This is a genomic window from Mesorhizobium sp. M1252 (assembly GCF_040318265.1).
GTDB lineage: Bacteria > Pseudomonadota > Alphaproteobacteria > Rhizobiales > Rhizobiaceae > Mesorhizobium.
This window is the reverse complement of sequence record NZ_JAMYLX010000012.1, coordinates 111,022-133,568: the sequence shown is the minus strand read 5'-3', so window position 1 is coordinate 133,568 and position 22,547 is coordinate 111,022. Positions and strand designations below refer to the sequence as shown.

Genomic DNA, 22,547 nt, shown 5'->3' with positions numbered 1-22,547 from the left:
GGAAGCAGCGAATGAGAATCGGCGTAGTTAACGACATGCCGATGGCGGTTGAACTTCTGCGTCGACTGGTTCTGTTGACCGGCGAACATCAGGTCGCGTGGATCGCGACTAATGGGCGTGAGGCGGTCGAGGTCTGCAGACGTGATCTGCCGGATCTGATACTCATGGATCTAGCGATGCCAGAGATGGACGGCGTGGAAGCGACCCGCAGAATCATGGCGGAAACCCCGTGCTCAATCTTGCTGGTGACCGCCAGTATCGAAGCCAACCTCGCCGGCGTCTACGAAGCAATGGGTCATGGCGCGCTTGACGCAGTCGATATTCCGTCGGTGGGCATCGAAGGCAACGCGTCCTCGCAATCCGCCCGGCTTTTGACGAACAAGATACGAACGATAGGCAAGTTGATCGGCGATGCGCCTACCCAGGCAAAAAGGCGGATGTCACGTGCGGCTGAGCCGTCAACTCGACACGTGATAGCAATCGGCGCCTCTGCGGGCGGGCCGGCTGCCGTTGCCGCAGTCCTGAGCGCGTTTCCCGTTGATTTTCGCGGCGCGATTGTGCTCGTCCAGCATCTCGATGCTCAGTTCGTTCCAGGCCTTGTTGATTGGCTAGGGCAGCATACGCGTCTCCCGATCCGTCCGGCGGGGGAAAGGGATAGTCCACAAGCGGGCACCGTTCTCGTTGCCAGTTCTGCGGATCATCTGGTTTTCAAGTCAGCTCAGCAACTTGGCTATACGCCCAGCCCCAAGGACAATGTTTATCGGCCGTCGGTAGATGTGTTCTTCGAAAGTGCGGCGCAATGGTGGCCTGGCTCGGTGATTGGTGTTCTGCTCACAGGCATGGGCAGGGATGGTGCGCGCGGGCTGAGACAGCTCCGTGACAAGGGACATCTCACAATCGCGCAGGATAGAGCAACCAGTGCCGTCTATGGCATGCCGAAGGCCGCCGCCGACATCGGCGCGGCTGTTGATATTCTTCCTTTGGGTGCGATCGGCTTACGTATAATCGAAGCCTGCGAGCGCTCCACGTGAAAGGCCCCTTCCGATGACGCAAGAACCAGAGTTGGTCCCGCCACTCGCAGATAACTATTCATCCATGGTTCTGCTCATCGATGATCAGATCATGGTTTGCGAGGCGGTCAGGCGCGCCCTAGCCAACGAGCCCGATATATCCTTACACTTCTGCACCGACCCGTTGAGAGCGATGACGGTCGCGGATGAGGTAAAGCCAACCGTCATCCTGCAGGATCTCGTCATGCCCGGGGTGGATGGGCTACATCTGGTGCGAGAATACAGGAAGCATGCGTCGACACGCGCGGTTCCAGTCATTGTGCTGTCGAGCAAGGAAGATCCAGCCACCAAGGGCGAAGCCTTCGCTGCGGGCGCGAACGACTATCTCGTCAAACTGCCGGATCGTATCGAGTTGATTGCACGCATTCGATATCACACGCGGGCCTATCTGGATCACGTCCAGCGAGACTCGGCACACCGAGCGCTGAGGGAAAGCCAGCGACAGCTGATCAGTGCAAATCTAGAGCTTGAACGTCTGACGCGGATCGATGGCCTGACAGGTCTCGGTAACAGGCGCTATTTTGACGAATATCTGGCGGCTGAATGGAAACGCGCTTTTCGCGCACAGTCCCCACTGTCGCTGTTGATGATCGATGCCGATAACTTCAAACGATACAACGATACCTATGGCCATATGGCCGGCGACGATGTGCTGAAGCAAATCGCCCGCGTAATCCAGAGCGGTTCCGGCCGCTCCACCGATCTCGCTGCGCGGTACGGAGGCGAAGAGTTCGTCATCGTGCTGGTCGACACCATACTGGAACAATCCAGTGCGATCGCCGAGCGGCTCGTCCAGAGCGTGCGAGAGTTGAACATACCCCACGGCCCGGATCGCGTGACCATCAGCGTCGGCGTCGCAACAGCGGTGCCCACCGAGAACGAGACGCCAAACGATTTCGTCAATGCCGCCGATTTGGCTCTGTTTCGTGCCAAATCGGAAGGACGAAATCGTGTTGCGCTTCATATGTCCCGCAGCTAGAGAAGCTCACATCTCAGTCAACGAAGCGCGCCCTGTTCGATTTGAGGACGACCTTGGCGAAGTCGGGCATCTCGAGACCTTGCCGCACCAGGCCATCAAGAGTTTTCTCAGCCGCCCTGATGGCGGAGAGTCGGGCCAGCACAGTCTCAGCCTCCAGGCGAGGCACCACGGCGACACCGTCGCGGTCGCCGACCAGTATGTCTCCCGGCGAGATAGTCACTCCTCCCAGCACCACCGGGAATCCGACCGTGCCTGGACCATTTCGCGCAGGCGAATTCGCAATGACCCCGGCACAGTAAACCGGCAACCCGACCGCCTCGATCCCGACAACGTCGCGCACCAGGCCGTCAGTGATGAAGCCGGCGACCCCCTTGTTGCGCGCCATGCCGAGCACGAGATCGCCAGTTACCGCGGTACCGGCAAAGCTGTCGGTGGCCGCGACGATGACATCGCCACTTGCTGCGGCATCCAGTGCTCCAAACAGGGCGAGGTTGTCGGCGGGACCGCAGTGACAGGTCACGGCGACGCCGACCATCGTCGCAGTAGCTGGCGACAGTGGCTTGATCGCATAATGCAAGGCGCCGCGTCCCCCCATCGCGTCTACGACCTGGCTAACCGGCACGTCCGCAAAAGCACTGATGATTTCTGCTGCGGGCCGTTCGAAACGGCGCTTGATGGTGAGCAGTGGTGGGTCTTCAATCATGTAGCGGCCCCATTCCCTGAACGAACGAAATACAGTCCGGCCCGAGGTCGCGCAGGCTCCGCGCGCCCATCAGTCCCATGACGCGGTCGATCTCCTTGCGGTAGAGTTCGAGCACGTGGCGTACCCCCTCCTCGCCGGCGACCGCGAGCCCCCACAACTGCGGCCGCCCGATCAGACAGCACGAGGCGCCGAGCGCCAGGGCCTTGACGACGTCAGAGCCTCGCCTGATGCCGCCGTCGATAAGCACTGGTACGCGGCCGGCGACAGCCGCGACAACCGCCGTCAACGCGTCCAGGGATGCGGCGGCGCCGTCAAGCTGACGTCCCCCATGATTGGATACGATGATGCCGTCGATTCCTCGGGCTACAGCCTCGGCGGCTTCGCTGGGATGCAGGACGCCTTTCAGCAACAACGGTCCGGACCAGACAGTGCGCAGCCAGTCGACATCGGCCCAGGAGAGTCCGGGATCGAGCATTGCGGCCATTCGGCCCGCCAATGCACCGACCGTCGCCGTATCTCCGGGGCGCGCGTAGTTGCCGAAAGTCAGTTTCGGGAGTCGGGTGCGCATACGAAGAAGCCACGCCGCCTTGGTGGCGGCCGCGAGGGTTCCGGCCACACCGAAGCGCGGCGGGATGGCAAAACCGTTGCGGATGTCGCGTTCACGGTTGCCAAGCATCTGGTTATCAATGGTGAGCACCAGCGCGTCGTAGCTTGAGGCACGCGCCCGATCCACCATTTCTCGGGTGAAGCCGCGATCGGTATAGACGAACACCTGCATCCACCGTGGGCTACTTCCGGTGGCTGCTATATCCTCCAGCGTGCAGACCGATCCGTGGCTGGCGCAGTAGAATGTCCCTGCGGCCGCTGCGGCTCGGGCGGCTGCGCGCTCGCCGTCGGGCCAGAACAGCCCAGCCAGGCCGGTTGGCGCGATGCCCAGCGGGATGGCAAGTTTCGCGCCGAAGAGGTCAAGGGAAAGGTCTCGCGTCGTTGCACCGTTGAGTGGTCGCGGCAGAATGGCAACCTCGTTAAAAGCTTGCTCGTTCCGGCGCAGCGTTCGCTCATCCTCGGCACCGCCATCGGCGAAGTCGAACACCGGGCGTGGCAAAGTCCGCCGCGCGGCGACGCGGACCGCGGCCACGCTGTACAGGCACTTGAACGCCGCCATCGAAGCAGACGATGCCGCACCGCCGGCACCGCGGTCATCGCCTGTGTTTGAGGCGGACGAGGAGCTACTCACGGTTGCTTTCCGCCGATGCGACCATGATGCGTCGGTCCACCGCCTCCCGGAACACGCACGCAGGAGAGTGTTCCCTCAAAGGAGGGATCGCTGCCGGTCGCCAGCACGCCGGCATTTGTCACCCAAAGCATCTCGCCCGAGAAGACGCAGTTGGTCGTTGCCTTGCCGCAGACGAAGAAACCCTCCGCTGTGCCGTTGGGCTTCAGAACGTGAATGCCGTTGGCGGCAATATCCGTGACATAAAGGCGGCCATCGGCTCCGACCTTCAGCCCGTCCGGGATCGGATTGGCCCCAGGCAGGCGGCCCAGGTCTTCGACGGAACCATCCGGACGCTGCCGCTTGACGCGCCCCGTATAGGACTCCCCCCAAATGATCGAGCCGTCGGCTTCGATCGCCACACCATTGGGGAAGGTCGGCTTGTCGAAACCGAGAGCAAGGTAAGCACTGCCATCGGGGTTGACGGCAAAAATGTAGCTTGGGTCCGGATTCCCCGGGTTGTATGTGCCGGGATCGCTGAAGATGAGCCGGCCGTCAGCAGCAAATACAAGATCGTTTGGCCCATTGAGCCGAATGCCCGCGACTTCGCTCAGCAGGATTTCCGGCTTTCCGCCTTCGGCAACCCGCTGGATCGATGGCGTCGTCATGTCCGCAGCCCGCCAAGGTCCGGTCGTGCCGCCGTTCTGGCAGACATAGAGCAGGTCATCCGATCCGAGAACGCAGGCGTTGGGCGCTCCGGCAACATACGCGAACTGGCGAGCACTTCCGTCGCGATCTATGGCCGTCAGCTGGCTGCGATAGCTTTCGACGATGACAATTCGGCCATCGGGCAGCACCGTCGGGCCCTCGGGCCAGCCAAGGCCGGTCGCGACAACCTCGACGGCCAGCTTTTCAACCTCGTTCATCGTGCGACCCCCAGAACGGCAGCCTAACAAGATTTGTCGGGTATAATCCAGCCTGGCGGTCTCCGGACCCGGCGACTCAAAGATAGCTTGGCTGACGTGCGCGTTGCTGGGCCCCCCTAGGCCGCCCCCCCACCCCGGCGCCGGTGAACCCCGACGGGCGGAGGCCTATGGCTACAGCGCGAGCCGATCGGTGTCTACATAGCTCGGTAGCACTGGCTTGCTCCTCCAGGTTGGGTGGCAGGATTAGGTGCTGCTGAGGCCAGCGTGCCAGGAACAAGTGCAGGTGGAGAAGGTTGAATCTCAGTTCCTCTCCCTCTAACACTCACAAAGTCCAACAATTCTCTGCTCCGCTGCCAGGCGCTCTTGAGCCGAGCGTTTGCAGGGCGTGCGTGTGGCCAAAAGCTGGGGAGCGCCGCAGCGCCCAGGCGTGCAAATTGCTCTCTGAACGCCGATCCTTCTCCGAAGCTGGGGAGTAGCCCCAAAATCCAACAGCAATATCATGCCTCAACGGCGGTTTTGCCACTGCCAGTTTTGCGGTTCGCTCGCCTGTCAAAAGGGACAGTCTTTCGGGTCACGATCCGGAGTGGGTTTGCCAAGGCTCCCGGAATCGAGGTGGCCCACTTTTGCGTCGGGGCTCCGCCACTCTTCAGATCAACAGCAACCAGCACCAATACGCACCAATCACCATTTGCACAGCGAACGCGGTGAACCTGAGACTGACCGCGAGTTGGCTGGTTGAGACGAGGTGGATCACCGACTGCACTATACGTGCGCCTAACATCGTGGAGGCCAAGGGATCCGTGACATCTGTCTTTGAAATGATGATCGCGACTCCGAGCAGACCTCCGAAGATTGGAAGCCCTTCAATGCAGTTGGCGTGGGCACGGGCTAACCTCCGCATAAACGGGGAGAGGGCTCCGTTATCTGGCGTAAAGCCGTTTGCCGGGACTTGCCCAGAGATCACCAGGTAGCTCCGGATAACTTCCATCACGATCAGCAGGGCCAGCGCCCACGAGATGAAGCCAGTCAATGCGTAAGCACTCGCCGACATGTGCCCTCCCCGTTGCTAGCACTCTAGGTCGTTGTAGCCGATCAACTAGTCTAATGCTATTCGACGAGGAGGGGCGGCCTGTAGTGGGGCCGAAACGGAATAGCAGCTTTTGGACGTTGTGCCCGGAATAGCTGCCGTTCAGCCAATTAGCAGTGATTGACCGCTTTCGCCCTTTAGCGACCCTTCCGCGCCAGATCAGTCGATGCTTGAAGCTGCCATTCGCAGAGTGAAAGCGGCGTCGAGCATGATCAGAAAGGCGCGCACGGCGGGGTTGGCGCGTCGGCTTGCCGGCCAGAGCACGGTGACATTGTTTCGCTCGACCGCGAACGTGGACAGCACTGGGACCAGTTCGCCGCGCTTCACATAGGGAGCCGCCATGAAGGAGGCGCCTATGCCTATCCCACCGCCGGCTGCCAGCATGATGAGCACGGCATCGCTGGCATCGGCGACCACACCGGAATTGGGCACGATCTCGATTTCACGGTCGCCAATCCGGAAGGGCCAGCGAAAGGCCTGGCCTGTGCTCTGATATCGAAGGTTGACGGTGTCGTGCCCTTCCAGGTGATCGGGATGGGTCGGTGTGCCGCGTTCCTCGAGATAGGCTGGCGAGGCGAAGCAGCAAAGCCGATGGGGTGCGAGCTTGCGTGATAGTAGCCGGGTGTCAGCCAGATCACCGATGCGTATGGCGACATCGATCCCTTCCTCGATCATGTCCACCATCTGGTCACCCAGCCTGAGATCGACGATCAGGTTCGGATGGAGCCGACGGAAAGCCGGTAAAGCCGGAGCGATCAGATGCAGTCCGATCGGCAGCGACGCGGCCACGCGCAACGTGCCCGATGGTTCGGAGCGCGCGGTCATTGCCGCCTGCTCTATTTCCTCCGCCTCGCGTAGCAGACGCAGCGCGCGCTCATGCAGGTCGCGCCCTTCGGGCGTGAAGGTGAGCGAGCGCGTTGTACGGGTAAACAGCGACACTCCTAAATGCCGCTCGAGCCGCTGGACGCTCTTGCTGACCGCCGACGGGGAAATCGACAGCGCGCGCGCCGCTGCCGTGTAGCTGCCCAGCGATCCCGCACGCGCGAAGGCGATGATGCCAGTGAGCCGATCCAAAGTGATATGTTCCGCCATGGCATTACTTAACCGCCATCGGCACCGATTATCAACCGGCGGTCATGCCGCTAGATTCGCTCCAATGACATGGATGATTGGAGATTTCACCAATGAGCGATAAGATGAAGGCAGTCCGTCTGCACGCATTCGGTGGTCCCGAGATGCTGGTGTACGAAGACGCGCCTAGGCCGGGTGTGAAGCCCGGCGAGGTGCTTGTCCGTGTCCAGGCGGCCGGGCTTAATCCGCCCGACTGGTATCTGCGGGATGGCTATCGCGCACTGCCGCCAGAATGGCGACCCAACGCGTCCTTCCCACTGATTCTCGGCACGGACGTGTCGGGCGTCATTGAAGCGGTTGGCGCTGACGTCGCTGAGTTCAGCATCGGGGACGAGGTCTACGCAATGGTTCGCTTCCCCGATAACTTGATGACGGGTAGCAATGCCTACGCGCATTATGTCAGTGTGCCGGCATCGCATGTTGCGTTGAAACCAGCCGGCATCGACCATATTCATGCGGCTGGTGCGCCGATGTCGCTTCTGACGGCATGGCAGTTCTTGATCGAACTTGGCCACGACGAGCCGAATCCGTTCCAGCCCTTACCGCATGAGCCGGTGCCCCTCGACGGCAAGACGGTGCTCATCAATGGTGCCGGAGGCGGTGTCGGGCATCTGGCCGTCCAGTTGGCGAAATGGCGGGGCGCTCGCGTCATCGCCGTGGCATCGGCGAAGAACGAGGCGCTGATGCGCGGTCTCGGCGTGGATCAGTTCATCGACTACAAGACGACCGGGGCGGAAGATGTCGTCCGAGACGTCGACCTTGTCCTCGACGCGGTGGGCGGCGCGGACATGGAGCGCTTCTTCCAGGTTCTGAAGCCGGGCGGCGCGCTGTTCCTGGTCAACCCGCTGGGCTTCGCTGGTCACGAAGAGACAGAGAGGCTGGGGATCACGGTCTCATCCGCACAGGTCCGATCCAATGGCGCGCAGTTGGCAAAAGCCGCCCGCCTGCTCGACGACGGCCTTGTGCGTATCGTCATCGACAGCACATTCCCTCTGGCCGAGGCGTCGCGCGCACATGAGCGCGCCGCCGACGGCAGTATTCAAGGCAAGATCGTGCTGGCCGTCTGAATTGTTGCTTTCAGTCGCCCGACCATCGGGAGTGCAGACGGTCGGGCGGGATTACGCCGTTCAGCCGACGAAGACCACCGACCGACGTCCGGCTAAATCGTGCTCGACTACAAGTGCCGCGATGGCTGCCGCGATCTTCGCGCCGCCTTGCACTGACGGTTCGATAGGATTGGCGAAGTCCGCGTCCTCATTCGATACCAAGCGCAGGTCGACGAGCGGCAAACCGCGCGAGAACGCCGCCCGGGTGATGACGTCGTTGAGGACCGTCAGGGCAGTTGCGGCAAGTCTACGACGCTGTGGGTCGGGAAAGCGCGCCTCGTAGATCGTGCAGACAGCGGTGGGTAGGTTTTGGCCCAGCGCCCCCTCGAGCATCGTACAGTAGTCGTGCTCGAATTCCTCCCGGATATCGCTGATCCTGTCCAGAACCTCGGCCACCGAACAGGCCCCCTGCTCCAGAATCCCTGCATGACGAAGAGCATCATTGCCACCGACGCTGACGACAAGATGGCTAGCATCCTGGGGGAGCCGTTCAAGCTGCCGCTCGACGCCGCTTGTGACGGCGCCGTCGACGGCGTTTAGCGTTGCACGCCACCCCTCCGGCAAGCGCTCCCGCAGCTGCCGCACTACGTCGGGCCCGTGCGCGACATAGGCAGCGTTGTCAAAGATCGAATCCCCGAGAAGGACGACGTGTGGCATCGGATGCTCCGTTGAGGCCTCTGCAATGCTGCATCAGCAGAGGAGGTAAGGTGGTGGGTTGTGACCGCGGCAGCGAGCACGGTCAGGAGATCACGGCGAGTCAGGCCACCTGCAGAACGGAACGGCATCTCAGCCGTCCAGGAACGCCAGAAGCGCGGCATTCACCGCGCTGGCCTCTTCGCGCTGTACCCAATGCGTTGCCTTCTCGAACGTCTGCAGGTCCCGATCGTTGCAAAAGGCCAGACTGCGCTCGGCCAGGCCATATTCCAGAGCTTGGTCCTGCATCCCCCACAGTACAAGGGTCGGTGTCCTGATCCGCTGCCTCAGGCTTGGGCGGAAGCGCAGCGCCCGATACCAGTTGAGCATGCCGGTCAGCGCCCCCGGCCGTTCCCAGGCCTGCCGATACTCTGCGATTTCCTCCGCCGTGAAGGCATCTGTTCGGCTGGATTTGATGAGCGCCCGTGCCAGCAGAGCCGAGTGCCCTGCTCCCAGAACAGCCTCCGGCAGCAAGGGGAACTGGAAGAAGGCCGCATAGCTGCTCCGCAGGAACTGGGTCGGAGATCGCAAGGAATGGGCAAGCAGCACCTCGGGATGGGGCGCGTTCAGGATGACGAGCCTTTCCAGACGGTGCGGCAGCTTTGCGCCTGCCGCCCAGGCGACGATACCGCCCCAGTCATGACCGACGAGGTGAAACCTTCCGATGCCGAGCGCGTCGGCGATGGCAACGACATCGCCGACGAGCTTGGGGAGCGTGTATTCACGGATGGCTTTCGGCTTGTCACTGGTGTTGTAGCCCCTCTGGTCGCCCTCTGGTCGGGGACGATGACCCGGAATCCGGCGGAAGCGAGCGCATCGATCTGCCGTTTCCAGCCGATCCAGAAGTCGCCGGGAGCAGTCTGTGCCGGTCCAGCCGCTAGGCTGGCAGCAGCGGAGGCGTCGATCAGAGTTAATATCTCGCGGAGTTGACGAGGAGTTCTGATAAGCAAGTTTCAATTTCGCGCTTTTTCCCGCAAATTCGAGAGCGTGAGGAATTGAAACCATTCGTTGATGAATCAGGCGTTTTCGCCGGCCTGTCACGCCGGAGGTCGCGGGTTCGAGCCCCGTCACTCGCGCCATTTCTCCTCAGGAGAAATGTGACATAATCGTCTAGAATCATGGTCTTGCATGAGGCAATTCAGATCCGGTCGGATCTGAACTCGATCTCTCCCGCAACGACCTCACCCCTCGGCCAGCAGCGCCTCAACCTCATGCAGCGTCGGCATGGATGGCGCCGTACCCGGCCTTGTCACCGAAATGCCGGCGACGGCGCAGGCGAAGCGGACGGCTTGCAGCGGCTCCACGCCTTTGGCGAGTGCGGCGGCCAGGCCGCCATTGAAGGCATCGCCCGCACCGGTGGTTTCGACCACCGGGCCGGCATTGACCACCGGGACATGGTCGGACCGAGCGGCCGTGTGCAGCAGCGCGCCTTTTTCGCCGAGCGTGATGATGACCGAGCCGACGCCTTTTTTGAGCAGGCTGTCGGCGGCGCGGCGAGCGTCGTCGATCGAAGAAACCTTGATGCCGGTCAGTTCCTCGGCCTCGGTTTCGTTGGGGGTCACATAGTCGCACAGCGTGTAGCTGCGGTCCGGCAGCTTGGCCGCTGGCGCCGGATTGAGAATGGTGGTCACCCCTGCCCCGCGCGCGATCTCGAGTGCGCGCAGTGCCGCGTCGATCGGCTGTTCGAGCTGGGTGACGAAGACGCCGGCTCCACGGATCAGGCCGGCATTGGCCTCGATGTCTTCAGGCGAGATCAGCATCGCTGCACCCGGGCTGACGATAATGGCGTTGTTGCCGGTTGTCTCCTCGATGAAGATATAGGCCGCGCCGGTATAGCTTTGCGGCGTGTCGATGACGGCGGATTTGACGCTCGCCTCTGCCCAGGTCGCCTTGGCCATGTCGGCGAAAGCATCGACGCCAAGCCGGGTCAGGAAGGTGACGTCCGCGCCGAGCTTGCCTGCCGCCACCGCCTGGTTCGAGCCCTTGCCGCCAGGTCCCAGCTTGAAGGAATTACCAAGAATGGTTTCACCCATGCGCGGCTGTCGATCGGCCCGGTAAGCGGTGTCGGCGACGAAAACGCCCAGAATGACTACAGGCTTGCCCGACGCCATGGCCCTACTCGGCGTCCGGCGGCACGACGCCCTTGCGAAAGGCGAAGCAGCCATAGAAGCGGCGCTCCCCGGTCTGGATGACGCAATAGGCTTTCTTGGCGCGCTCGTAGAAGGCATAGCGCTCGACCGAGATCATCGGCCAGGCCTTGCCCTCGGCCTTGTCGATCTCCTTTTGCACCTCTTTTTGCACCGGCGGAATCTCGTCCGGCTTGCCGACAATCTCCATGCGCGCGGCCGCGTCGTCGACGAAAGTGTCGAGCGGATAGAGCGACAGCACCGCCTTGGCGACATCGGCCGCCGGCGCATCGATGCGCAGCAGCTTGCCGAGCACGGTCTGCTTTGCCACCGAATCGGCGGGGAAATTGGTGTCGGCGATGATCAGATCGTCGCCGTGTCCCATTGCCCTGAGCGCTTGGAGCACATCGGCATTGAGCAATGGGTTGATCCCTTTGAGCATGGCAGTCCTCGTCAAACAGTTTGGTCAAAGTCGATTGGAAATCAGAGCCGGTTGCCGGTCTCGGCGTCGAAGAGATGGACCTGGTCGAGGCGCGGCTTGAGATTGAGCGTGTCGCCGGGCTTGAAGTCGTGGCGCTCGCGAAACAGCGCCACCATCTCGCCGCTGTCGCCGAAGCGCACGAAGACCAGCGTTTCGGAACCCGTGGGTTCGACCACCGAGATCTTTGCCGGCACGCCGTCGGGATGGATTTCGAGATGCTCGGGCCGCACGCCATAGACCACGGCCTGGCCCTCCTTGGCGGCGCTGCCGGCCGCGACCGGGAACAGCGTGCCTGCTATCTCGACCTTGTCGCCCTTGCGCACCACGCCTTTGAGCAGGTTCATCGACGGCGAGCCGATGAAGCCGGCGACAAACAGATTGGCCGGCCGGTCGAACAATTCCAATGGCGCGCCGACCTGCTCGATACGGCCATCGCGCATGACGACGATCTTGTCGGCCATGGTCATGGCCTCGATCTGGTCGTGGGTGACGTAGATGGTGGTGGTCTTCAGCCGCTGGTGCAGTTCCTTGATCTCGGTGCGCATTTGCACGCGCAGCTTGGCGTCGAGATTGGAGAGCGGCTCGTCGAACAGGAAGACTTGCGGATTGCGCACGATGGCGCGGCCCATGGCGACGCGCTGGCGCTGGCCGCCGGATAGCTGGCGCGGATAACGTTTCAGGTACGGATTGAGGTCGAGAATGTCGGCGGCGCGCTTGACCCGCTCGGCGACCACGGCTGGATCGGTCTTGCGCAGCTTCAGCGCAAACGCCATGTTCTGCTCCACCGTCTTGTGCGGATAGAGCGCGTAGTTCTGGAACACCATGGCGATGTCGCGCTTGGCCGGCGGCAGATTGTTGACGATGCGCTCGCCAATGGCGATCGTGCCGCCGGAGACGGTCTCCAGCCCGGCCACCATCCTGAGCAGCGTGGACTTGCCGCAGCCCGACGGGCCGACCAGCACCACGAACTGGCCATCGGCGATGTCGACGCTGACCTCGTGCAGGACCTTGACGGTTCCGAACGCCTTGGCCACATTGCTGATCGCGACTTGAGCCATCGTCCCCCCTTTTCTCGCGGTGAAGCTAGCCATTGCCAACGGCAAGGGCAAGTCGGTATGTTATCGATAAAAAGCCATTCGTGTTGACAAGGTAATCGATTACGCAAATATTGGCTGTTGCCAATCCGGCAGTCGGATTTTTATCCGAAAATCGGAGCTCCAGGCGACGCAGGGTGGGGTCCCACGTCCCCGTATGATAAAGGAGAACCGCCGACGTTTCGGCGTCGGAGGGATTGGCATTTTAATTCACGACTGTTGTTCTGGGAGGAATAGATGAGAGTCGGTCTGTACGAAAAACTCGTCCGCGCGGGTGCCACCCGGCGTGACATACTCAAAGGCGCGGCCTCGATGGCCGCGATCGCCGCCGCATCGGGCGCTGGGCTCGGCGCTTTCACCCGCCCGGCTGAAGCCGCCAGCGAGCTACGCTCCAAAATTCTGCAGATCCCCGGCGTCGGCAAGGGTCAGCCGACGGATGCCGATTTCCAGAAGGTCGGCGAACTCTGCCTGGAAGCCACCAAGGCCAACGTCAAGGAAGGCGAATTCGCCGGCGTCGAGCTCACCTTCATGGGCCTCAACAACCAGAACCTGCACAATGTGCTGTTCCGCGGTTTCCTGAAGCCGTGGGAGGCCTATACCGGCGCCAAGATCAGCTGGATCGACCTGGCGCAGGCCGACTACAATGCCCGCCTGCAGCAGTCGATCGCCACCGGCACCGTCGACTTCGACATCATCGAGATGGGCGCGCCCTTCGAAGGCGATGTCTGCGGCAAGGGCCTGACGTCCGAGATGCCCGACTGGGTCAAAGAGCAGATCGACATGAAGGATGTCGTGGCCTATCTGCAGCCGCCGGTCGGCACCTGGGACGGCAAGCAGTACCGGATCACCGTGGACGGCGATGCGCATAACTTCAATTACCGTACCGACGTGTTTGCCGATGCCGACCTCGCCAAGGCGTGGAAGGACGGCGGCGCGACCACCGAATGGGGCGTGCCGAAGACCTGGCAGGAAGTCCAGGCCGTCACAAAATTCCTCAAGGGCAAGCAGTTCAAGGGCCAGGACGTCTTCGGCTATCTCGATGCGCCCAAGGCATGGGGCGGTTTCGGCTTCTACTTCCTCGGCAGCCGCGCCACCGCCTATGCCAAGCATCCCGACGACAAGGCCTGGCTGTTCGATGCCGACACGATGAAGCCGCGCATCAACAATCCGGCCTGGGTGCGCGCCATCCAGGACGTCATCGACGCGCTGCCGTCGGAGCCCGCCGACCAGATCAACGCCGACCCGAACACGACAGCCTTCCAGCAGTTCCTGGCCGGCACCGGTTCGATGGTCACCTGGTGGGGCGACGTCGGCTCCAACGTCAAGACCAACGATAGCTCGGTCATCGGCGACGTCACCGGCTTCTCGATCCTGCCGGGGTCCGACGACGTCTACAATGCCAAGACCGGCGCTTGGGACAAACTCGCCAGCGGCCCGAACTATGCGCCGAACTGCGCCTATCTCGGCTGGGGCGTCTACGTCATGGCCCGCGTCGATACGGACGAAAAGAAGAAAAAAGCGGCATGGTCGGCCGCCGCTCATCTCGGCGGCAAGGACCTGTCGATCTGGACGGCGATGTATCCGTCCGGCTTCCAGCCCTACCGCAACTCGCATTTCGACATTCCCGAATGGGTGGCGGCAGGCTACGACGAGGCGTTCATCACCTCGTATCTGAAGTCGGAAGCCGACAGCTACAACCATCCGAACGCGGCGATCGAGCCGCGCATCCCCGGCATCTTCCAGTATTATTCGGCTGCCGAGGACATTCTGGCCAACACATTCGCCGGCAAGATGAAGGCGCAGGAAGGCGCCGACGCCATTGCCGCGGCCTGGGAGAAGCTGACCGACCAGATCGGCCGCGAAAACCAGATCAAGCTCTACAAGGCCTCGCTCGGCGTGTAGGCTGATCCTATCGTGACAACAGGTCCGGCGGTGCAAGCCGCCGGACCTGACCGGCTCGGGCCGGTCGCAGGCTTGATTTTTTAAACGGACGGGGACGCGTGGCAGACCAGACCACCAATGCATGGCCGGCCAACGCCGGCCCAGCCGATCTGATCTCGCCGGCCCGCAAGCGGGCGGGTTTTGCCCTGATGGCGGCCGCCACGCTTGGCCTGCTGGCGGTGATCGCGTTTGAGATCCTCTACAAGAACGAGATCACCACGCTCGGCTTCGAGACCTGGCGTCCGATCGTCTACGCCTATGTTCTGTGGGGCGTGGCGCTCGGCATCGGCCAGGTGCTGACGCGCGGCGAGGACGGCCAGCGCGCGCTGTTCCTGCTGCCGGCGCTGCTGTTCACCATCGCCATGGTGATCTTCCCGACGCTGTTCGGCTTCTATATCGCGCTGACCGACTGGAACCTGTCGTCCTTTTCCGGCCGCAAGTTCAACGGGCTCGACAATTTCTGGCAGATGCTGGCCGATCCCTACTACCGCAACGCGCTGTTCAACATGGTGCTTTATGTGCTCGCCGTGCTGGTCGAATATGTCATCGCCTTCGGCCTGGCGCTGCTGCTCAACGCGCAGATCCGGGCGCGCAAATTCTTCCGAGTCGTCTTCCTGATGCCGCTGATGCTGTCGCCGGTCGCGGTATCCTGGATGATCGGCAAATCGCTGATGGAATACCGTTTCGGGCCGGCGGCGACGCTGGCGCGCCATCTCGGCTGGGAGAACCCCGCCTTCTTCTCCAACCCGATCACCGCCCGCATCTCGATCATGGTGCTCGACGCCTGGACCTTCATCCCGTTCATGATGATCATGCTGCTTGCCGGCCTGCAGGCGATGTCGCGCGACGTGCTGGAGGCAGCGCGCGTCGACGGCGCCACGCCATGGCAGACTTTTTGGCAGGTCACCTTCCCGCTGATGCTGCCGGTGTCGGTGACGGCGGTGATCCTGCGCATCATCTTCAAGCTGAAGCTTGCCGACATCATCATCACCGTGACCTCCGGCGGGCCTGGCGGCGCCACGGATTCGGTGTCGAGCTTCATCTACCGCGAATACCGCGACCGCTCGAATGTCGGCTACGGCACCATGCTGGCGATGGCCTATCTCGTCATCATCGTCGTGTTCGTGACCTGGCTGTTGAAATTGGCCAATCGCTTCGTGCGCAACGTGAACTGACGAGGCACAATGAGCGTCCAGACCACCGACTATACTGCCTCGGAAATCCGCTCACCGCTAGGTTTTCTGGCCAATCGCATCTTCATCTATGGCGCGCTGGCGTTCTGGGCCTTCATCTGCCTGTTCCCGATCTACTGGACGATCACCACCTCGTTCAAGACTGCGGTCGACGTCACGCAAGGACACCTCATCCCGTTCGTCGACTTCCAACCGGACTGGAAGGGCTGGCGCTCGCTCGGCCTGTCGCCGGATTCGATCTTCCAGACCTCGACGGTGCGGGAGGAGTTTTTCAAGCGCTTCATGAATTCGGTCATCACCTCGGTCGGCGCATCGAGCCTCGCCATCGTCATCGGCAGCCTCGCCGCCTATGGGCTGACCCGGTACCGCTATCAGTTCGCCTGGTTCAAGAACGAGGACATCTCCTTCTTCTTCCTGTCGCAGCTGATCCTGCCGCCGGTGGTGCTCGCCCTGCCCTTCCTGGTGCTCTACCGCGAGGTCGGCCTGCTCGACACACGCATCGGCCTGATCCTGCTCTACACGCTCATGGTGCTGCCGATCGTCATCTGGATCATGCGCGACCAGTTCAATTCGATCCCTGTCGAACTGGAGGAGGCAGCGCTGGTCGACGGCCTGTCGATCTGGGGCGCCTTTTTCCGCATCGTCATGCCGATTGCGCTGCCGGGCATGGTCGCCGCCTTCATCCTGGCGATGGTGCTGTGCTGGAACGAGTACTTTTTTGCGGCACTCCTGACGTCGACCGACGCCAAGACCATTCCGGTGATGGTGGCGAGCCAGACCGGCTCGCAAGGCATCAACTGGTGGTCGATGGCGGCGCTTGCCACCGCCGCGATCGCACCGCTGGCGGTCATCGGGATTGCGCTTGAACGCTATCTGATCATGGGCATGACGGCGGGGGCGGTGAAGTAGGCGAGAGGCGGCGTGCCCCTCTACTGTTGACCTCGGCGGGACAGCACCCCCCTCTGGCCTGCCGGCCATCTCCCCCCGCAAGGAGGGAGATCGGCAGCTTTGGCTGCATCGCTTTTCTTGCGACGTAGGTGATTGGCGAAAGCGGAAATGACATCTGATCTCCCCCCTTGCGGGGGAGATGTCCGGCAGGACAGAGGGGGGTGTGAAGGATCGCTACAGAGCGACTTTGTCTGCTAGCGCCCCAATATCGCCCTCAGGTGATCCATGATCATCGCCACACCCTTTCGCCCCAGCTCCGCCGAGGCCTCCGGCGCACTGGCCGTATACCACGCGGTATTCTCGCCAAAACGCCCGGCATCGACCGCTTCCGGACACAGTGCCAGCATCAATGATGTCTCGCCAACACCGGCGTGATCGAACGGATACTTCCCGTTCATGGCAGCCGACATTAGCGGGTGCACCTGCACCCAGTTGAAGAAATTCTCGCCGGCGGCGTGCCCGGAATAATAATCGGCCATCTCGTCTGAGCCCCACCAGCCCTCGCCGCGCTGCTTCTCGAGGAAGCGGAAGATCGCCTGGCGGCCGGCGGCCTTGAAGGCGAGATCGGTCGGCATGCCGGCGGCAAAGTTCTCGGTCTGGTGGTGGATGATGGCGTTGATGTTACGAAAGCCGATGCGCAGCAGGCTGTAGAACAATTCTTCGGCGAACGGCGCCAGCTGGTTGCCGCCGACCTGCACCGAGCCGTTGCCTTCGGGTGCTGCCACCACATAGCTCGCCGCACCGTAGTAGAAAGCCGGCAGGATGACGACGTCGGCCTCCTTCTCGTAGAGCTCCAGCGTCTTGACGACGGCCAGCGTGTCCATGCCGACGGCCATGTGCTCGCCGTGATATTCGAGCACGCCGAGCGGGAGAGCGACCGGCCAGTTCTCGGCGATCGCCTTGCGGATCTGGTGCGGCAGCATCAGTTCGTAGCGCATGATCTATTCCATGTTGGTGTGGCGGGCGCGCATGGCCTCGGACGACTGGCCGGTCAGCGCCTTGAGCTTCAGCACCATGACCTCGAACAGCAGGAACAGCGCCCCTTCGAAGACCGAGCCCATCGGCAGCAGCGATGTCTTTTGCGGCCCTTGGTCACGCGCCATGGTCTGCGCCGGGATCAGCAAGGTGAAGTCGGCAAGCGCGACCGCACTGCTGCCTGCCTCGGCGGTGAGCAAAAGCACGGTGGCGCCGGCCTGGCGGGCGACTTGCATCAAGGTGAGCACCGTCGTCGTCTCGCCCGGGCCGGAACTGACCAGGAAGACATCGGCTGCGCCAAGCGGTGGCGTGTTCATGTCGCCGACCACCGACACCTCAAGCCCAAGGTGATAGAGGCGCATGGCGAAACCCTTGAGCTGCAACGCTTCGCGGCCGCAGCCATAGACGCCGATCTTTTGCGCGCGGGCCAGGGTTTCGCAGGCGATGTCGATGCCGGCTTCGTCGACGCGCGCCAGTACGGCGCCCAGCTCTTGCAGGGCGGTCGAAAACATATCCGAGCCGGCATTCGCCATGAGAGTCCCATCTGTCGGGCCGGGTTTGTGGCCGGTGATTTCCGGTTGCGCGCTTTCGGAAAAGGCTTGTTTTTGTTCATGCTATCATCGGGAAAATGCCTGTCCAACGGCCATGGCGGCTTTTGCTGAGCCAGCGGCGTGATAGTGTCATGTCAGACAATCAATCCAGGAAATCAGCACGACATGAAGACACGGCATTTCGACCGCATCGGCAATGGCGGCCTCGACTTCACCGAGCTTGGCTTCGGCAGCGCGCCGCTCGGCAACCTTTACCGCGCCGTCCCCGACGCGGATGCCAACGCGACGCTGGAGGCGGCGTGGGCGACCGGCTGCCGTTACTACGACACCGCGCCGCTCTATGGCCTGGGCCTTGCCGAAACACGGCTCAATGCCTTCCTGCGCGGCAGGAAGCGCGACGATTATGTGCTGTCGAGCAAGGTCGGTCGCCTGTTGCGCGCCTGCCCGCCGGAGGAACGAACCGGCATCGGCAAGTTCTTCGACACACCGACGCGCAAGGAGGTCTACGACTACAGCTATGACGGCGTCATGCGCTCGTTCGAGGCGTCGCTGGAACGGCTTGGCGTCGACCGCATCGACATCCTTTTCGTCCATGACCTCGACATCTTCACCCATGGCAGCAAGGAGGCGTCAGACCAGCGCATCGAGGAATTCATGGCCTCGGGCTACAACGGACTGGTTGCGCTGCGCGACCAGGGCGTGATCAAGGCCTTCGGCGGCGGCATCAACGAATGGGAGGTTTGCCAGACGCTGGCGGAGCGTGGCGACTTCGACCTGTTCCTGCTGGCCGGGCGCTACACGCTGCTGGAACAGGAAGCGCTTGCCACCTTCCTGCCGCTCTGCGAGCAACGCGGCATCGGCATCGTTCTCGGCGGTCCTTACAATTCCGGCATCCTGGCGACCGGGCCGAAGCCAGGCGCCTATTACAATTACTCCGAGGCGCCAAGGGACATCATGGATCGCGTCGGGCGCATCGAGGCCGTCTGCCAGCGCCATGGCGTCAGGCTGATCGAGGCGGCGCTGCAGTTTCCGCTGCTGCACCCCTCCGTGGTGTCGGTCATCCCCGGCGGCCAGCGGCCGAGCGAAGTCGAAAGCAACCGCGCCCTGCTCGATGCCAAGCTGCCCGCGGCGCTGTGGGCGGACCTCAAGCAGGAAGGCCTGATGCGCGCGGATGCGCCGGTGGGCTGAAGGCTCGCCTCAGCGGGCTGACGGCTTGCCGCGATCGAGGCAAAAGAAAAGCCGGGCGAACCCGGCTTTCCAACATTCTCTGAAAAAATTTTTAGTTGACCGCGTCCTTGAGGCCTTTGCCGGCCGAGAACTTCGGCACGGTACGCGCCGGAATCTTCACTTCCGCGCCAGTCTGCGGGTTGCGGCCAGTCGATGCCGCACGCTTGGAGACGGTGAAATTTCCGAAGCCGACGAGCCGTACATCGCCGCCCTTCTTCAGTTCGCCAGTGATGACGGAGAACACCGCCTCAACCGCCGACTGTGCGTCACCCTTCGAAATGCTCGCGGATTCAGCGACAGCGGAAACCAGTTCGTTCTTGTTCATAAAAATTCCCTTCCATGAGAAAACCGGAACTTTCGACTCATCCGGCAGGAGAGGGACTTTAGAAAGAAGCGCTCGCAAACCCAAGTCAAAAAGCCGGAAATAAGTTGAAAAAAGCCCGGAAAAGGTGGGTTTTTCACATGAAAAAGCCGGGCTCAAGGCCCGGCTCTCTCTTTGTGCACTGCAACTTTAGTAGTTTCTAATGTGCAAGCGACTTTCCAGCATCGTCAACGGTATCGGTGGAAGCCGGCGGATTGACCGGCTCGACCCACTCGATCGGCTCCGGCATGCGCACCAACGCGTGCCTTAGAACCTCGCCGACACGTGAGACCGGAATGATCTCCATACCGTTCTTCACATTGTCCGGTATCTCCGCCAGATCCTTGGCGTTGTCTTCCGGGATCAGCACCTTCTTGATGCCGCCGCGCAATGCGGCGAGCAGCTTCTCCTTGAGGCCGCCGATCGGCAAGATGCGGCCGCGAAGCGTTATCTCGCCAGTCATCGCCACATCGGCCCGGACCGGAATACCAGTCATGACAGACACGATGGCTGTCGCCATGGCAGCACCTGCAGACGGACCGTCCTTCGGCGTGGCGCCTTCGGGCAAGTGGACGTGGATGTCACGCTTGTCGAACAGCGGCGGCTCGATGCCGAAATCGATGGCCCGCGAGCGGACATAAGAGGCCGCCGCCGAGATCGATTCCTTCATCACGTCGCGCAGATTGCCGGTCACCGTCATGCGGCCCTTGCCGGGCATCATGACGCCTTCGACCGTCAGCAGCTCGCCGCCGACTTCCGTCCAGGCAAGACCGGTGACGACACCGACCTGATCGTCAGCCTCGACCTGGCCGAAGCGGAAGCGCGGAACACCGAGGTAATCGGCGAGGTTCGCCGCCGTGATGCTCACCGTCTTCTTCTTCGTCTTCAGGATCTCGGTCACCGCCTTGCGCCCGAGCTTCATCAGCTCGCGCTCCAGGCTTCTGACGCCCGCTTCACGGGTGTAGGTCTGGATGATGCCGCGGATCGCGTCCTCGCCGACGGAGAATTCCTTCGGCTGCAGGGCATGATCGCGGATCACCTTGGGCATCAGGTGACGCTTGGCGATCTCGATCTTCTCGTCCTCGGTGTAGCCGGCGATACGGATGATCTCCATGCGGTCCATCAGGGGCGCAGGGATGTTCAGTGTGTTCGCCGTCGTCACGAACATCACGCTCGATAGGTCGTATTCGACCTCGAGGTAATGGTCCATGAACGTCGAGTTCTGCTCGGGATCGAGCACCTCGAGCAAAGCCGATGACGGATCGCCACGGAAGTCCTGGCCCATCTTGTCGATCTCGTCGAGCAGGAAGAGCGGGTTGGACTTCTTGGCCTTCTTCATCGACTGGATGACCTTGCCGGGCATCGAGCCGATATAGGTGCGGCGGTGGCCACGGATCTCGGCCTCGTCACGCACGCCGCCAAGCGCCATGCGGATGAACTCGCGGCCGGTCGCCTTGGCGATCGACTTGCCGAGCGAGGTCTTGCCGACGCCGGGAGGGCCGACGAGGCACAGGATCGGCCCCTTCAGCTTCTTCTGGCGGCTTTGCACGGCGAGATACTCGACGATGCGGTCCTTGACCTTGTCGAGGCCGAAATGATCGGTGTCGAGCACGTTCTGCGCAAACGCCAGGTCCTGCTTGACCTTGGAGTTCTTGCCCCACGGGATCGACAGGATCCAGTCGAGGTAGTTGCGCACGACGGTCGATTCCGCCGACATCGGCGACATCGTCCGCAGCTTCTTCAACTCGGCTTCCGCCTTTTCGCGGGCCTCCTTGGAGAGCTTGGTCTTCTTGATGCGCGCCTCGATCTCGGCGGCCTCGTCGCGGCCGTCCTCGCCTTCGCCGAGCTCCTTCTGGATCGCCTTCATCTGCTCGTTGAGGTAATATTCGCGCTGCGTCTTCTCCATCTGGCGCTTGACGCGCGAGCGGATGCGCTTCTCCACCTGCAGGACGGAGATTTCGGCTTCCATGAAGCCCATCGCCTTTTCCAGCCGTTCCTTGACGGACAGCGTGGCCAGCATCTCCTGCTTCTCGGGGATCTTGATGGCGAGGTGCGAAGCAACCGTATCGGCGAGCTTGGAATAGTCGTCGATCTGGCTGGCGGCGCCCACCACTTCAGGCGAGATCTTCTTGTTCAGCTTGACGTAGTTTTCGAAGTCGGTGACGACCGAACGGGCGAGCGCCTCGACCTCGACCTCTTCCTCCTCCGGCTCGACCAGCGCCGTGGCGGTAGCTTCGTGGAAGTCCGGACGGTCGGTGAACGAGACGATCTTGGCACGCGACGCGCCTTCGACCAGCACCTTGACGGTGCCGTCGGGCAGCTTCAGCAATTGCAGCACATTGGCGAGCGTGCCGATGTCGAAGATCGCATCGGGCTCGGGATCGTCATCGGCGGCATTCATCTGGGTGGCAAGCAGGATCTGCTTTTCCTGACCCATAACCTCTTCCAGCGCCTTGATCGACTTTTCACGCCCGACAAAGAGCGGAACGATCATGTGCGGGAACACCACGATGTCGCGCAGTGGGAGGACTGCGAAGACGCCGTCGCTGGGAGCCTTGGATATTTTGGCCATTGTCCAACCTTTCATGTCGCGGCCGCTAATCGAGCCAACCGCGAATCTCATATTAACGACCGAGGATCGTTCCGCCTACCACCGTTTGTGACGGGAGTTTTACAGCACAGAATTCGGCACCACGGCCTTCCGATGTTAGTTGGATGCACGAGGGGCAAAGATCAAGGGTC

The 22,547-nt window shown here is 62.1% G+C and carries 21 protein-coding genes; 7 read left to right on the top strand and 14 right to left on the bottom strand.

Annotated features, from left to right (window positions below; translation table 11 throughout):
• Window positions 1-11: 11 nt before the first annotated feature.
• The gene (locus NKH22_RS23155; protein WP_352911106.1) at window positions 12-1,031 is read left to right on the top strand and encodes a chemotaxis response regulator protein-glutamate methylesterase; all 1,020 of its coding nucleotides are present in this window, start codon (window positions 12-14) and stop codon (window positions 1,029-1,031) included.
• A 64-nt stretch (window positions 1,032-1,095) separates the two neighbouring features.
• Window positions 1,096-2,049: a response regulator gene (locus NKH22_RS23150; protein ID WP_023669440.1), complete on the top strand. Its 954-nt coding sequence runs from the start codon at window positions 1,096-1,098 to the stop codon at window positions 2,047-2,049.
• Window positions 2,050-2,062: 13 nt separating this feature from the next.
• On the opposite strand, the gene NKH22_RS23145 is transcribed toward NKH22_RS23150, so the two are convergent.
• The 5 genes from NKH22_RS23145 to NKH22_RS23125 form a co-directional block, all read right to left on the bottom strand.
• On the bottom strand, window positions 2,063-2,752 hold the full coding sequence (locus NKH22_RS23145) for an RraA family protein (RefSeq protein WP_023743581.1): 690 nt from the start codon (window positions 2,750-2,752) through the stop codon (window positions 2,063-2,065).
• Window positions 2,745-3,917, bottom strand: coding sequence for an alpha-hydroxy acid oxidase (locus NKH22_RS23140; protein ID WP_352911103.1), 1,173 nt, complete (start codon window positions 3,915-3,917; stop codon window positions 2,745-2,747). The genes NKH22_RS23145 and NKH22_RS23140 overlap by 8 nt, the downstream gene beginning before the upstream one ends.
• 68 nt (window positions 3,918-3,985) lie before the next feature.
• Window positions 3,986-4,891 carry an SMP-30/gluconolactonase/LRE family protein gene (locus NKH22_RS23135; RefSeq protein ID WP_023693321.1) on the bottom strand — a complete coding sequence of 302 codons (906 nt, stop codon included), beginning with the start codon at window positions 4,889-4,891 and terminating at the stop codon, window positions 3,986-3,988.
• 646 nt (window positions 4,892-5,537) lie between these two features.
• Window positions 5,538-5,942, bottom strand: coding sequence for an MAPEG family protein (locus NKH22_RS23130; RefSeq protein WP_023682292.1), 405 nt, complete (start codon window positions 5,940-5,942; stop codon window positions 5,538-5,540).
• Window positions 5,943-6,137: 195 nt separating this feature from the next.
• On the bottom strand, window positions 6,138-7,070 hold the full coding sequence (locus NKH22_RS23125) for a LysR family transcriptional regulator (RefSeq protein ID WP_023730894.1): 933 nt from the start codon (window positions 7,068-7,070) through the stop codon (window positions 6,138-6,140).
• Window positions 7,071-7,162: 92 nt separating this feature from the next.
• Here NKH22_RS23125 and NKH22_RS23120 point away from each other — a divergent pair, with 92 nt between their 5' ends.
• On the top strand, window positions 7,163-8,176 hold the full coding sequence (locus NKH22_RS23120) for an NADP-dependent oxidoreductase (protein ID WP_023669435.1): 1,014 nt from the start codon (window positions 7,163-7,165) through the stop codon (window positions 8,174-8,176).
• A 60-nt stretch (window positions 8,177-8,236) separates the two neighbouring features.
• Here the strand turns inward: NKH22_RS23120 and NKH22_RS23115 are convergent, their stop codons facing one another.
• The 5 genes from NKH22_RS23115 to NKH22_RS23095 form a co-directional block, all read right to left on the bottom strand.
• Window positions 8,237-8,872 (bottom strand): SGNH/GDSL hydrolase family protein, encoded by a 636-nt coding sequence (locus tag NKH22_RS23115; protein WP_023669434.1) that lies wholly within the window; start codon window positions 8,870-8,872, stop codon window positions 8,237-8,239.
• Window positions 8,873-9,001: 129 nt separating this feature from the next.
• Window positions 9,002-9,979 (bottom strand): alpha/beta fold hydrolase, encoded by a 978-nt coding sequence (locus tag NKH22_RS23110; RefSeq protein WP_352911098.1) that lies wholly within the window; start codon window positions 9,977-9,979, stop codon window positions 9,002-9,004.
• Between the two features lie 110 nt (window positions 9,980-10,089).
• On the bottom strand, window positions 10,090-11,019 hold the full coding sequence (rbsK, locus tag NKH22_RS23105) for a ribokinase (RefSeq protein ID WP_023821096.1): 930 nt from the start codon (window positions 11,017-11,019) through the stop codon (window positions 10,090-10,092).
• A gap of 4 nt (window positions 11,020-11,023) precedes the next feature.
• Window positions 11,024-11,476 (bottom strand): RbsD/FucU family protein, encoded by a 453-nt coding sequence (locus NKH22_RS23100; protein ID WP_023693301.1) that lies wholly within the window; start codon window positions 11,474-11,476, stop codon window positions 11,024-11,026.
• Window positions 11,477-11,517: 41 nt separating this feature from the next.
• Window positions 11,518-12,573 carry an ABC transporter ATP-binding protein gene (locus tag NKH22_RS23095; protein ID WP_023689461.1) on the bottom strand — a complete coding sequence of 352 codons (1,056 nt, stop codon included), beginning with the start codon at window positions 12,571-12,573 and terminating at the stop codon, window positions 11,518-11,520.
• Between the two features lie 273 nt (window positions 12,574-12,846).
• Between NKH22_RS23095 and NKH22_RS23090 the strand changes: the two genes are divergently transcribed.
• The 3 genes from NKH22_RS23090 to NKH22_RS23080 all read left to right on the top strand — a co-directional run bounded on the left by NKH22_RS23090 (window position 12,847) and on the right by NKH22_RS23080 (window position 16,652).
• Entirely contained in the window at window positions 12,847-14,511 is a 1,665-nt protein-coding gene (locus NKH22_RS23090) for an ABC transporter substrate-binding protein (protein ID WP_023739337.1), read from the top strand.
• Between the two features lie 98 nt (window positions 14,512-14,609).
• Window positions 14,610-15,725, top strand: a complete 1,116-nt coding sequence (locus tag NKH22_RS23085) for a carbohydrate ABC transporter permease (RefSeq protein ID WP_352625287.1) — start codon at window positions 14,610-14,612, stop codon at window positions 15,723-15,725.
• 9 nt (window positions 15,726-15,734) lie between these two features.
• Window positions 15,735-16,652: a carbohydrate ABC transporter permease gene (locus tag NKH22_RS23080; protein ID WP_023739336.1), complete on the top strand. Its 918-nt coding sequence runs from the start codon at window positions 15,735-15,737 to the stop codon at window positions 16,650-16,652.
• A 233-nt stretch (window positions 16,653-16,885) separates the two neighbouring features.
• Here the strand turns inward: NKH22_RS23080 and NKH22_RS23075 are convergent, their stop codons facing one another.
• Both NKH22_RS23075 and NKH22_RS23070 read right to left on the bottom strand, forming a co-directional pair.
• Complete coding sequence (locus tag NKH22_RS23075; RefSeq protein WP_023821098.1) at window positions 16,886-17,629, bottom strand: creatininase family protein; 744 nt, start codon at window positions 17,627-17,629, stop codon at window positions 16,886-16,888.
• 3 nt (window positions 17,630-17,632) lie between these two features.
• Window positions 17,633-18,199, bottom strand: coding sequence for an SIS domain-containing protein (locus NKH22_RS23070; protein ID WP_023821099.1), 567 nt, complete (start codon window positions 18,197-18,199; stop codon window positions 17,633-17,635).
• 183 nt (window positions 18,200-18,382) lie between these two features.
• Here NKH22_RS23070 and NKH22_RS23065 point away from each other — a divergent pair, with 183 nt between their 5' ends.
• Window positions 18,383-19,405 (top strand): aldo/keto reductase, encoded by a 1,023-nt coding sequence (locus NKH22_RS23065; RefSeq protein ID WP_023669424.1) that lies wholly within the window; start codon window positions 18,383-18,385, stop codon window positions 19,403-19,405.
• Between the two features lie 91 nt (window positions 19,406-19,496).
• Here NKH22_RS23065 and NKH22_RS23060 read toward each other — a convergent pair whose 3' ends face one another.
• A complete protein-coding gene (locus tag NKH22_RS23060; RefSeq protein WP_023669423.1) occupies window positions 19,497-19,769 on the bottom strand; it encodes an HU family DNA-binding protein in 273 nt (90 codons plus the stop codon).
• 196 nt (window positions 19,770-19,965) lie between these two features.
• Entirely contained in the window at window positions 19,966-22,377 is a 2,412-nt protein-coding gene (lon, locus tag NKH22_RS23055; RefSeq protein ID WP_023682304.1) for an endopeptidase La, read from the bottom strand.
• Between the last annotated feature and the right edge of the window lie 170 nt (window positions 22,378-22,547).